10 protein-coding genes are annotated in these 12,574 nt (G+C 65.6%); 2 read left to right on the top strand and 8 right to left on the bottom strand.

From position 1 onward, the window contains the following. Position 1 precedes the first annotated feature (1 nt). From ACR9ZN_RS24125 to ACR9ZN_RS24090, 8 genes are all read right to left on the bottom strand, one after another. Entirely contained in the window at positions 2–1,033 is a 1,032-nt protein-coding gene (locus ACR9ZN_RS24125) for a PLP-dependent cysteine synthase family protein (protein WP_454811640.1), read from the bottom strand. An 89-nt stretch (positions 1,034–1,122) separates the two neighbouring features. Then, positions 1,123–2,184: an LLM class flavin-dependent oxidoreductase gene (locus ACR9ZN_RS24120; RefSeq protein ID WP_481273360.1), complete on the bottom strand. Its 1,062-nt coding sequence runs from the start codon at positions 2,182–2,184 to the stop codon at positions 1,123–1,125. Positions 2,185–2,410: 226 nt separating this feature from the next. Continuing rightward, positions 2,411–3,346: an ABC transporter substrate-binding protein gene (locus tag ACR9ZN_RS24115; RefSeq protein ID WP_481273358.1), complete on the bottom strand. Its 936-nt coding sequence runs from the start codon at positions 3,344–3,346 to the stop codon at positions 2,411–2,413. 84 nt (positions 3,347–3,430) lie between these two features. Beyond that, positions 3,431–5,215: an amino acid ABC transporter permease/ATP-binding protein gene (locus tag ACR9ZN_RS24110; RefSeq protein ID WP_481273356.1), complete on the bottom strand. Its 1,785-nt coding sequence runs from the start codon at positions 5,213–5,215 to the stop codon at positions 3,431–3,433. An 83-nt stretch (positions 5,216–5,298) separates the two neighbouring features. Further along, a complete protein-coding gene (locus ACR9ZN_RS24105) occupies positions 5,299–5,913 on the bottom strand; it encodes a GNAT family N-acetyltransferase (RefSeq protein WP_441772166.1) in 615 nt (204 codons plus the stop codon). Further along, positions 5,910–7,124 carry a M20 aminoacylase family protein gene (locus tag ACR9ZN_RS24100; RefSeq protein WP_481273354.1) on the bottom strand — a complete coding sequence of 405 codons (1,215 nt, stop codon included), beginning with the start codon at positions 7,122–7,124 and terminating at the stop codon, positions 5,910–5,912. Before ACR9ZN_RS24100 ends, ACR9ZN_RS24105 begins: the two co-directional genes overlap by 4 nt. Further along, positions 7,124–8,440 (bottom strand): LLM class flavin-dependent oxidoreductase, encoded by a 1,317-nt coding sequence (locus ACR9ZN_RS24095; RefSeq protein WP_481274390.1) that lies wholly within the window; start codon positions 8,438–8,440, stop codon positions 7,124–7,126. The genes ACR9ZN_RS24100 and ACR9ZN_RS24095 overlap by 1 nt, the downstream gene beginning before the upstream one ends. Positions 8,441–8,495: 55 nt before the next feature. After that, the gene (locus ACR9ZN_RS24090; protein ID WP_481273352.1) at positions 8,496–9,560 is read right to left on the bottom strand and encodes an MsnO8 family LLM class oxidoreductase; all 1,065 of its coding nucleotides are present in this window, start codon (positions 9,558–9,560) and stop codon (positions 8,496–8,498) included. A 273-nt stretch (positions 9,561–9,833) separates the two neighbouring features. Here ACR9ZN_RS24090 and ACR9ZN_RS24085 point away from each other — a divergent pair, with 273 nt between their 5' ends. Both ACR9ZN_RS24085 and ACR9ZN_RS24080 read left to right on the top strand, forming a co-directional pair. Further along, positions 9,834–11,210, top strand: coding sequence for an FAD-dependent oxidoreductase (locus ACR9ZN_RS24085; protein ID WP_481273351.1), 1,377 nt, complete (start codon positions 9,834–9,836; stop codon positions 11,208–11,210). After that, complete coding sequence (locus ACR9ZN_RS24080; protein ID WP_481273349.1) at positions 11,207–12,487, top strand: NAD(P)/FAD-dependent oxidoreductase; 1,281 nt, start codon at positions 11,207–11,209, stop codon at positions 12,485–12,487. Before ACR9ZN_RS24085 ends, ACR9ZN_RS24080 begins: the two co-directional genes overlap by 4 nt. The last annotated feature ends 87 nt before the right edge of the window (positions 12,488–12,574 follow it).

Below are 12,574 nucleotides of genomic sequence, written 5' to 3'. Positions count from 1 at the left end.
GCTATTCTGCTGCGCTCGGCCGCTCCACGCCGGGCGCCGTCTCCAGCGGCCACCAGGTAGAGCCGAGATAGCGCTCGCCCGTATCGGGCAGGATGGCGACGATGACCTTGCCGGCGTTCTCCGCCCGGGCCGCCAATTGGGTGGCAGCCCAGAGCACGGCGCCTGAGGAAGTGCCGGCGAAGATGCCTTCTTCCGCCACCAGCTCCAGCGCCGTCCGGCGCGCCTGCGCCGTATTCAGCGCGATGATCTCGTCGGCGATCCCGGTATCGAAATTCTTCGGCAACTGCTCGGCCGGCACCTCGCTCACCTTGTGCACGCCATCGATCTCGTCAGGATAGGGGTTCTCCTCCGTCGGAATGGATCCTTCGGCCGGCTCGGCGATCACCACCTTCAGGCTGGGTTTCTTCGATTTGAGGAAGCGCCCGGCGCCGGCCGTGGTGCCGCCGGTGCCGACCCCGCCGACAAGAATGTCGACGCTGCCGGCCGTATCGCGCCAGATCTCCGGACCCGTCGTCTCGAAATGGGCCCGCGGATTGGCGGGATTGGCGAGCTGGTCGGCGAAGAAGGCCGAGGGATTTTCCTCGCGGATGCGCTGCGTGATCTTGTCGATCGCCTCCGGGTCGAGAAAGAACTCGTTCTTCACCGTGACGAGCTCCGCCCCGTAGAGGCGCAAGAGCTTGACCTTGTCCTGGCTGATATTGTCGCTGACATAGAACTTGGCCCGATAGCCCCGCGAGGCCGCCACCGCGGCCAGGCCGATGCCGGTATTGCCGCTGGTCACGTCGACGATGAGATCGCCGCGATGCAACCGGCCGGCCGCCTCGGCCTCCGCGATGATGGCCCAGGCCGCGCGGTCCTTGATGCTGCCGGCGGGATTGAAGAACTCGATCTTGGCGACGATCCGCCCGAACAGATTGCGGTTGCGGGCATAATTGTGCAGTTCGAGCAGCGGCGTGTTGCCGATCAGATCGGTGAGATTGTCGTGAATATGGCCAGGCTTTGCCACGGCGGCGCGGAGATTGCCGGAATTCATGTCATGTCTCGACTGTCTTGGTGAGGGCTGCTTCGGAGCGCGGACTTCTCAGCGACAGGTTCGCCTGTCGCGATATCCGCATCGTCCTTTCACAAATGCCGCGCACGGGCTGAAAAAGAAGCGGACTGGAAGTCCGCGCTCCCAGCGCCCCAGCCAAGTTCGGGCGCAATGCGCTGGATGAAATCGGTGAGGATCTGCTCGTAGTCGTGCTGCCCGAAGGCATAGGGAAGCTCCAGCCTGAATTCGCCGACCCCGGCGAGCACCGGATCGGCGATGAGGCGCTCCAGGATCTGATCGGAGGAGCCCACGAGATCGGCAGCATAGAGCGTGCGCCGGGGACCATTGGGCGCGAGCGTGCGGGCATGCCGGCTCGCGGCATAGTCGGCATAGCGCTGCCGCGTCACCCGATCGGCACTGTCATAGGGCACGATGACACGGCCGAGGGCGATGCGGGGCCGGGCCGAAGCCGCGCGATAGGTTTCGAGCTGGCGCACCTGCACCTCGAAGAAATCGTCGGTGCCCTCGCCCGTAGTGACGTTGCCCATCAGCAGGTTGAAACCGCTGCGGCCGGCCCATTCGGCCGAACGCAACGAGCCGCCGCCGTACCAGAGGCGTTCGACCAGTCCCTTGGCATAGGGCTGCAGGCCGGGCCGGATGCGACCGCCGGGAATGTCGATCAGGCTGTCGGGCGCGCCGAGATAGCTGCCGCGGAGATTATCGGCCAGCCGTTGCACCCTCGCATGGGAGAAGTCATGGCTGCGCCAGTCGCCGTCGAAAACCAGCGGCGCCAGCAATTCGGCATGCGGCGGCGTGCCGGCGCTGAGGCCGACATTGAGCCGCCCGCGCGAGAGCACGTCGACGGTGGCAAGATCCTCGGCCAGGCGATAGGGGCTCTCATAGCCGATCGGGATCACCGCGGTGCCGAGCTGGATGTGGTGGGTGCGCTGGCTCGCCGCCGCCAGGAAGACCGCCGCAGCGGAGACGCCCGGTTCGAGATGGCGCTGGCGCACCCAGGCGCTGTCATAGCCGAGGCTTTCGCCGAGCTCGAACAGCTGCAGCGTGCGCTCCAGGCCGCCCGCCGGATCATCGTCCGGATAGCTCCCCGGCGAGAGGAAGCCGACATGGCTGACGAGGGGAGAAGGCATGGGCATCCTTTCGGAAAGAGGCGCGCCGATCCTTCCCCGACTTCGGGGAAGGTGTCGCTGCGCAGCAGCGACGGAAGGGGGAGAGTGGTGCGCACCCGTCAGACTTGGGCGGCTTGGCATCACTCTCCCCCACCCGACCCTTCGGGCCACCCTCCCCGAAGTCGGGGAGGGATTGTCGCGCAACAAGCCTAAGGTTGGCGTCTACACATGGTGGCAATGGTCATGACCGCCCTCAGCTCTTCGGCAGGCCCTGGGGGTTGGTCTCGGCCTTCTCGATCGCCTCGGCGCTCAGGTTCCAGCGGGCGAGCGTCTTGGCATATTTGCCGTCCTTGATCAGGCCGTTGACAGCGATCGTCACGGCATCGGCGAGACCGCTGCCCTTGCGGGTGGTGACGGCGATATCGGCTGTGATCGGCCAGCCGCCCGAAATGGTGCCGACTAGCTTGGTCTTGCCCGTCTGCGCCGACTGGAAGGCCTGGGTGGCGTTCACGCTGAAGGTGATGTCGGCGCGGCCGGATTGCAGCGCCAGCGTCTTCACCGCATCGTCGTCGTAATACTGCACCTCGATCGGCTTGAGGCCGGCGGCCTGATTCTGCTTGTCCCAAGCCAGCAGGATCTTCTCCTGGTTGGTACCGGCATCGGTGATCACCTTCAGGCCGGCAATGTCCTTGGGCTCCTTCACCGAGGCGATCGGGCTGTCCGACTTGACATAGAGGCCGAGAATGTCACGCCGATAGGTGGAGAAATCGAACTTCTCCTTGCGCTCCTCGGTCACCGTGACGTTGGTGATCACGGCATCATATTTACCCGAGGAGAGGCCGAGCGGCCAATCCGCCCAGGTCACCGTCTCCAGCACCAATTCCTTGCCGAGGCTGTCGGCCACCAATTGCGCAAGATCCGGGTCGAAGCCGACGGGCGTCTTGGAATCGGTGGCATAGGTCACGATCGGCGGCAGGCCGGGATTGACCGCCACGGTGAATTTGCCATCCCGCACGAATTTGGCATCCTTGGCGATCGCCTTGATCGCCTCCTCGTTCTTGTCGGCACGCAGGCGGCCGGGTTGCTCCGGGCTGAGATCGAATTCGCCGGCGAAAGCGGCAAAGCTGAGGCCGAGGGCCAGGGCGGCCGCAAGGGCGCCGGCGGCGATAGAGGCGGAACGGGTCGTCATGGAGTCTCCTGATCGGGCTTGAGAGGAAGGGTCGCGCCGGCGGCTCCCCGCGCGCCGACATGGACGTCGAAAAAGCTTGGGCGTTCACAGAACCTTGGCGAGGAATTCGCCCAGGCGGGAATGGGCGGGCGCATTGAAAAGCAAGGCGGGCGGGCCAGATTCGAGGACGCGGCCGTTCTCCATGAACACCACGGTATCGGCCACTTCCCGGGCGAAGCCGACTTCATGGGTGACGATCACCATGGTGGTGCCGGAGGTGGCGAGTTCCTTGATCACTTCAAGCACTTCGCCGACCAGTTCGGGATCGAGGGCGGATGTCGGCTCGTCGAACAGGATGACCTTGGGCTTGAGCGCCAGGGCCCTGGCAATGGCAACGCGCTGCTGCTGGCCGCCGGAAAGCTGGCGGGGATAGGCATCCGCCTTGTCGGCGAGGCCGATGCGGCTGAGGAGGTCGCGGGCCTGTTCAAGGGCCACGGCGCGCGGCACCTTCTGCACCGAGACCGGCGCCTCGATGATGTTTTCGAGCACGGTGAGATGCGGGAACAGGTTGAAGTTCTGGAACACCATGCCGATCGAGGCACGGCGGCGGCGGATCGCTCCTTCCTTCAGCTCGTAGAGCACATTGCCGCGGCGCTCATAGCCGATCAGCTCACCATCGATGGCGATGAAGCCTTCGCTCGCACGTTCGAGATGATTGATGGCGCGCAGCAAGGTGGACTTGCCGGCGCCGGAGGGGCCCAGGATCGCGGTGACCTCGCCGGGCCGGACGGTGAGACTGACATTGTCCAATACGGTATGGCTGCCGTAGCGCTTGGACAGGCCATGAATCTCGATCAAGCCTTCCTGCCGGGTCGGGCGCAGCGCCGAAACCAGAGGCTTGCGAACGGCAGGCGCTGACGGCTGCGCTATCGGAGCTGATTTGATTTGGCGGCTATTATCGCGTCCTGTGATGCGTTCCAGCAAGGACGCGGGGGCAGTGCGCAAAGCGCCCCTGGCATAATGGCGCTCGATCCTCAGCTGAATGAGCGAGAGCACGCTCATGATGATGAGGTACCAGACCGTTGCCACCATCAGGAGCGGAATGACCTCGAGATTGCGCCGGTAGATGACCTGCACGGTGTAGAACAATTCCGGCAGCGCCAGTACGTAGACCATGGAGGTCGACTTGGCCAAGCCGATGATCTCGTTGAAGCCGCTCGGCAGGATGGCACGCATGGCCTGGGGCAACACGATGCCGAGGGCATGCCGGCTTCGCGACAGGCCGAGCGCAGCCGCGGCCTCGTGCTGGCCCTGGTCGACCGACAGGATGCCGCCCCGGATGATCTCGGCCGAGAAGGCCGCCTGGTTGAGGCTGAGGCCGATCAGCGCGACCGAGAAGGGGCTGAGAACCTCCACCAGATTATACTGGGCGAACAGGATACCGGTGAAGGGAATGCCGATATCCAGCGTGGTGTAGAGATAGCCGAGATTGTTGAGGATCAGCAGCAATACGATCAGCGGGACCGAGCGCAGCAGCCAGATATAGCCCCAGGATATCCCGGCAAGCAGCGGCGATTTGGAGACCCGCGCAAAGGCGAGCGTACCGCCGAGCAGGAAGCCGAAGATGGAGGCCAGCACGGTGAGCAGCACCGTGCGGGCGAGCCCGACCAGCACCGGCTCGGAGACGAAATACTGCGCGAAGACGTCCCAGCCCCATTTCGGATTGGCCAGGATCGAATAGAGGGTCACCCCGAGGATGAGGACGGCTACCACCGTGCCGACCGCGCGCCAGGGATGCCGGGCCGGCACCACGCGATAACGCGAATAGTCGGACGCATTGCTCGCCTGGGGCCCGGCAAGTACGCCGTCGAAATCCGTGGTGGAGGCCATCCCGCGCTTCCTTCGTTCTTGATTCAGTTAGTCCATAGAAAAAGTAGATTAAATGGCGAAGTAAGGCCGACCAAGCGACCCTGTCAGCCTGCCTTGCGGCCAGCCTGACCCTGTTCCGGCGCCGCTTGGCGCGCGGCTCGGACAGCGCTGAGCGCGACCAACCGGTCGTCTGCTGCCGACGCACCACCTGCGACCGACCGCTCGACTTCGGAGGCGAGATGGGAGATGTCCTTCTCGAAGGGCAGCGAGCCGTAGGTTTCGGGATCCTTGGTGACGTCGAACAGAGCGGTATAGCCGGTCGAGAGATAGAGGCCCGCGGCTTCCGGCTGGCGAAAGCCGGTGGTGAGGTAGATGCGACTATAGCCCTGGCGTGCGGCCTGTGACTCGAGCTCGACCAACACCTTGCGGGCAAGGCCCTGGCGGCGCAGGTCGACATGGGTCCACACGCGCTTGAATTCCGCCGTGTGCTCGTCATAACGCTTGAAGGCGCCGCCGGCGATAGCCACGCCATCACGCAGCAGCAGCACGAAATTGCCATGGGGCGGTGCGAAGAGCTCGGCGGGATAGCGGCTCATTTCCGCCGAGCCCGGTTCGCCCCAATAATTGCCATAGCGCGATTGATATTCGAAGGTGAGCGCCTCGACCAGGGGACGTGCCTGTTCGTCGAGCGGGGTCGTATAGAAGAAGATATCTGTCATTTTGCCGGCTCACTATTATCGGAAAGATAATCCTGGACCAGCGCGACCCAGTAGCGCGCCGCATCCACGAGAATGGCATCGTTGAAATCATAATGGGGGTTGTGCAGGTCGGCGCTATCGCCATTGCCGATGAAGAGGTAGCTGCCCAGCCGCTCCTTGAGCATGAAGGCGAAATCCTCGCTCGCGGTGATCGGCCGGAAGTCCTGGCGAATGCGTTCTTCTCCGAAATGGCGGGCCGCTACCTGCCGAGCGAAGTCCGTCTCCCCGGCATGATTGACCAGCACGGGATAGCCGCGTGGATAATGGACCTCGGCGCGCGCGCCGAAGGAAGCGGCATGGCTCTGCGCGAGTTCGATGATGCGTTGGCGCACGTTCTCGCGCACAGTGTCATCGAAGGTGCGAATGGTGAGCTGCAAGTCGACGCTGTCGGGGATGACGTTGGGCGCGATGCCGCCATGGATCGAACCGACGGTGACGACCACCGCCTCGAGCGGGTCGACATTGCGCGAGACCACCGTCTGCAGCGCCAGCACCAGGGAGGCACTGGCCACCACCGGATCGACCGCCTGCTGCGGCTTGGCGCCATGGCCGCCCTTGCCGATGATGCGGATGATGGCAAGGTCCACCGAGGCCATGGCCGGGCCCGCCAGGAAGCCGAACTCGCCAGCGGGTACGCCGGGCCAATTGTGCAGCCCGAACACGGCATCGACCGGGAAGCGCTCGAACAGCCCGTCCTTGATCATCGAGCGGGCGCCGCCACCATTCTCTTCGGCCGGCTGGAAGATCACCCTGAGCGTGCCGGAAAAGGCGCGCGTCGTGGCGAGGTGCTTGGCAGCCGCCAGCAGGATCGAGGTGTGGCCGTCATGGCCGCAGGCATGCATCACCCCCGGTACCGTGCTGGCATAGGGCAGCCCGGTGGCCTCGGTGATCGGCAGGGCGTCCATATCGGCCCGGATGCCGACGGTCCTGCTGCCTCGGCCGCTTTTCAGCGTACCGACCACCCCGGTGCCGCCGACATTGCGCGCCACCTCATAGCCCCAGGATTCGAGGTAACCGGCGACCAGGGCGCTGGTCTTTTCTTCCTTATAGGCGAGCTCCGGCTGAGTATGCAGCTTTCGACGCAGGGCAACGAATTCCTCGCCCAGCGTCGCGATGGCCTGGAGTGCAATCGCCTCTGCCGTGGCCGAGGGCGGGGGAAACTGCGCCGTCATCAGGCCGCCTCCTCGCCGGCATCCGGCCCGGCTGCGACCGCATAGCGGCTTTCACGGTAGGGCAGGCCGAGATGGTCCCTGAGCGTCGTGCCGAACTGGGCCGGGCGGTGATGGCCGCGCGCCTCCAGGATCGGCAGGACATGCGTCTCGAAATCGTCGAGTCCGGCTGTCAGCACATGGAAGCCGAGCACGAAGCCGTCGGCGGCGCCTCCCTCCGCCCAATGGATCAACTCGTCGGCGATCGCCTCGGGCGTGCCGATGAAGCTGGTGCGCGGGGTCGCGACATCGAGCGCGATCTCGCGCAAGGTGAGCTTCTTCTCCCGTGCAACGCGCTTGATACGATCGGTATGGGCCCGGAAATTATTGGCGCCGATATCGCCGAGCTCCGGAAAGGGCTCATCGAGCGGATAGGCGGTGAAATCGTGATGGTCGAAGAAGCGCCCGAGATAGAGCAGCGCCTCGTGATCCGTTACCAGCGCGCGGATCTCCTGATATTTGCGCTCCGCCTCCTCTTCACTCGATCCCACGATCGGGGCGACGCCCGGAAACACCTTGAGATGATCGGCCGAGCGACCATGAGCCAGCGCGCTCTGCTTGAGCTTGCGCGACAGCTCGCGATTGTCCTCGAAGGATTCGGAACCGGCGAACACCGCGTCGGCATGGCGGCCGGCCAGCTTGATACCGTCATCCGAGGCACCGGCCTGGAACAGCACGGGCTGGCCCTGCGGCGAGCGGCTGAGGTTGAGCGGCCCTTCGGCGGCATGGAAGCGGCCCTTGAAATCGAGCCGGTGCATCTTGGCGAAATCGGCATATTGGCCGGTCTCGCGATTGCGCGGGAAGGCATCGTCGTCCCAGCTATCCCACAGCCCCTTGACCACCTCGATATGCTCGCCGGCAATCTCGTAGCGAAGGGCATGTTCGGGGTGCTTGTCGCGATTATAGTTGCGGGCCGAGCCTTCCAGCGGCGAGGTCACCGCGTTCCAGCCGGCACGGCCGCCGCTGATCACGTCGATCGAGCCGAACTGCCGGGCCACGGTGAAGGGATCGGAATAGGAGGTCGAGAGCGTGCCGACCAGGCCGATGCTGGAGGTCGAGGCTGCCAGCGCCGAAAGCAGGGCGATCGGCTCGAAGCGGTTGAGGAAATGCGGAATGGAGACCTCGTTGATATAGAGGCCGTCGGCGATGAAGACGAAGGCGATGCCGGCCTTTTCGGCCTGGCGCGCGGAGCGGACATAATGCTCGAAATTGATGCTGGCATCGGCCGGCACGCTCGGATGCTTCCAGGCGTTCATATGGCCGCCCGGGCCCTGCAGCATCACACCGAAGGGAATGCGTTTCCTGCTCAAATCTCTCTCCTCAAATGCTAAGCGGTCAGGCGGGAATGACTTGGCGTAGCGCCGGCTGCTGCGCGGCCGGGGACCGGCGGGCGGTGACACCGTGTTCCGTGACACCGTGTGCTTGGGCAAGCTGCTCGACCAGGGCCAGCCTCGCCGCGCCCTTCACGGCCGGCTCGACGATGAATTCCTCGATGCCGTGGCGCTCATGCAGGCGATCGAGTGCCGCCAGTACGTCGGCCGCCGTACCGGCGAGGACGCTCGGCACCTTGCGCTCGACGCGATATTCGCTGGCACCGGCCTGGCGGGCATAATCCTCCGCCTGCGCCTCGCTGCCGACGGTGACGCTCTGGGCACCTGGAACATGCACCTTGAAGAGCTGCAATCCGGCGGCCTGGCGCGCTGCCTCGGCGGCACTGTCGGCGACGATGGCAGCCACCGCCACCAGAGGTGGTCGCCCGGCCTTGCTGCGATAGGCGGCGACGGCATCGGCAAGCAGCACATCGTCGCCATTGAGGTGGCGGGCGAACACGAACTGCCAGCCCCTGGTGGCCGCAAGTTCGGCGCTTTCCACACTCGCTCCCAGCAGGAAACGCTCGGGCGTCACGGGTGGCCGCGGCGTCGCGCTCAGGCCGGCTAGCGTCTCGCCGGCCGCAACCGGCCCGTCGAGGAAGCGGCCGAGATCGTCGAGCTGCTCGGCAAAGCCCGGCTTGCGGGCGGGGTCATGGGCTCCCTGCAACGCGCGCGTCGCCAGCGGCAACCCGCCCGGCGCCTTGCCGATGCCGAGATCGACCCGTCCCGGCGCCAGCGAAGCGAGGAGATTGAAGACCTCCGCCACCTTGTAGGCGCTGTAATGCTGCAGCATCACCCCACCCGACCCGATGCGGATTCGGGCCGTGTTGGCCAGCAGGAAGGCGATCAGCACTTCGGGGGCGGAGCTGGCGAGTTCGGGGGCGTTGTGGTGTTCGGCAACCCAGAAACGGTGGTAGCCAAGCCGCTCCGCCGCCTGGGCCAGGGCAATGGTGCGCTTGAGGGCGTCAGGGGCCTCATCACCGGAAGCAAGGGGACTCTTGTCGAGCAAACTCAGCCTGTAGCGCGTCATGCCTGGTCTCGTCTTCGCTGCGGCACGCACAGCGCCGCTTGATGGGAGCTAGGCACATTAGACTACTATTTCTATATATTAAATATGAATCTTTGACGGTGATCGAATAATGTAGGAGTGGAGGTTCGCTCCTCATCCCGCTGCCGCCACCTTCTCCCCTTGCGGGATCAAGCCAAGCTCATCTCCTTCCTCAGCCAGTAGCGAAGCAGCCGCGAATTTGCTCAGATAGCGGGACAGGCTCGCGCCGGGAGCGGCCTGGGGGAAGACGGCACAATGGTCAGCGATGTCGCCATCATCGGCGCTGGGGTCGTGGGATGCGCGATCGCCCGCCGCTTTGCGCTGGAGGGGCTCGCCGTCACCCTGATCGAGGCCGGTGGCGATATCCTCTCCGGCGCCAGCAAGGCCAACAGCGCCATATTGCATACGGGTTTCGATGCCCCGCCCGGCAGCCTGGAGCTCGCCTGCATCCGCGCCGGCCATGCCGAATATCTCGAGATCCACGAGGCCATGGGGTTGCCGCTGCTGCGCAGCAGCGCCCTCGTCGTCGCCTGGAACGAGGCCGAGGAAGCCGGCCTGGAGGGTATCCGCGTCAAGGCGCTGGAGAACGGCATCGACAATGTCGCGCTGATCGGCCGCGCGGAGCTGCGCGCCAGGGAGCCGAGCCTGTCCGAAGCAGCACGATCAGCCCTCTTCGTGCCGGATGAAGCGCTCATCGATCCCTGGAGCCCCTTTCTCGCCTATGTCGAGCAGGCCATGGCGCATGGCGCCACCGTCCTGCGCGGCACTCGTGTCACCGGCGGCCAGTTCGATGGCCAGGTCTGGCGCCTCGAAACCACGGCCGGGCCTGTCGTGGCCTGCGGCGTGATCAATTGCGCCGGCAACCATGGCGATGAGATCGACCACGCGCTCCTCGGCCACTGCGCCTTCGAGATCCGCCCGCGCAAGGGCCAGTTCGTGGTCTTCGACAAGGCGGCCTACAAGCTGGCTTCAGCCATCATCCTGCCGGTGCCCAATGAGCGCACCAAGGGGGTTGTGGTCACGCGCACGGTCTTCGGCAACCTGCTCGTCGGTCCAACCGCGGAAGAACAGCAGGACCGGGACCGGGCCGATGTCGATCACGACGCGCTCGAAGCCCTGATCCGCCGGGGCGTCGAGATCCTGCCGGCTCTGGCCGACATGCCGGTGACCGCCTGCTATGCCGGGCTGCGGCCAGCCACCGAGCGCAAGGACTATCGCATCGACGCCTATCCCGAACGCAACTGGATCAGCGTCGGCGGCATTCGCTCGACCGGCCTGTCCGCCTCACTCGGCATTGCCCGCCATGTGCTGCGCCTCCACTTCGAGGCCGGCGGGAGGACCGCACCGGTCGAGGCATCCCCGCCCGGGCCGGTTCCCAATCTGGCCGAGCACCTGCCGCGCGACTATGACCGGCCGGATTATGAGGAAATCATCTGTCACTGCGAACTGGTGACCAGGCGCGAGATCGAGACCGCTCTGTCCCGCCCGCTGGCCGCCGGCGATTTCGGCGGTCTGAAACGCCGCACGCGTTGCGCCATGGGGCGCTGCCAGGGCTTCAACTGCAGTGCCAGGCTGGCCAGCCTGACCCAGGGCCGTTTCGCCATGCCTCTCGACAGCGGAGCAGCGCGATGAGTGCGGCCAAGGTCATGGCTCCGGATGTTCTCGTCGTCGGCGGCGGCCCTGCCGGCCTGTCGGCCGCGACAGCGTTGAAGGAACTCGGCATCGGCAAGGTCGTGCTGCTCGAGCGCGACACGGTCGTGGGCGGCATTCCCCGCCATTGCGGCCACTCGCCCTTCGGCATGCGCGAATTCCACCGCATTCTCTCGGGCACAGGCTATGCCGCCCGGCTTGAAGCCCGGGCTAGGGAACGCGGCGTCGAGATCCTCACCCGGCATAGCGTGCTCTCGGTCCAGGACGGCGTTGTGAAGGCGGTGTCACCCGACGGCCCCGTCGACTACAGGCCGAGGCGCATCCTGCTGGCCACCGGCACGCGCGAGGCCTCGCGTGCCGCACGGCTGGTGTCGGGCGAGCGCCCGCTCGGCATTCTCAACACGGCAGCCCTGCAGGCCTATGTGCATCTGGAGAAGCTCGCGCCCTTCCGTCGGCCCGTGATCGTCGGTACCGAACTGGTGGCGATGTCAGCCATCCTCACCTGCCTGTCGGGCGGCATCCGCCCGGCCGCCGTGATCGAGCCAAACGCCTATCCGACGGCCCGCTTTCCCTTCTGGCTGCTGCCGCGCCTGCTCGGCATTCCCGTGCACTACCGCACCGAAATCGGCACCATCGCCGGCAAGGGCCGGGTACAGGAGGTGATTGCACGCTCGGAAGCGGGAAACCGCAGCATCGACTGCGACGGGGTGTTGTTCACCGGTGCCTTCACGCCGGAATCGGCCCTGGCGCGCCTCGGCGGCCTGGCGATCGACCAGGGCAGCGGCGGCCCGATCGTCGATGCCTTTGGCCGTACCCGCGCGCCCACAATATTCGCCGCCGGCAATCTGCTCCGGCCCGTGGAGACCGCCGGCTGGTGCTGGGCGGAGGCACGGCGCATCGCCGGCAGCATCGCCCGAGACCTTGAGGGCGGGCTGCCGCCGCGCCAGGCCGCCATTCCCATCCGTACCGGCGCGGGCATCAAGCTGGTGATGCCCCAAGAAATCGACGTCAAGGAAATCGACGTCAAGGAAATCGACAGGGCGACGCTGCCGCGGGCCCTTCCCGCACTGCAACTGCGTCTCAGCGAGAGATTGAAGGGGACCTTGGCGCTGACGGCCGGCGACACCGTGCTATGGTCCCGTTCGATCTCGTCGGGGCCCGAACGGCGTGTCCTGGTGCCGCTCGAGCACCTCGTCATCCCGCCCGCCGCAACCGAACTCACCCTTGAGCTACGCCATGGCAGAGGCATCTCGCCATGAGGCTGCTATGCCAAACGCCGTTTTGGTAAAACCGTACTTATATTCTAGATATTGTCGGAAGCGTGCTTGCGATTCCCCGCTGGCTTT

It is taken from the genome of Labrys sp. HAY1-8F (assembly GCF_056754975.1).
The sequence above is the reverse complement of the archived record's forward strand: the minus strand, read 5'-3'. Positions and strand labels throughout refer to the sequence as shown.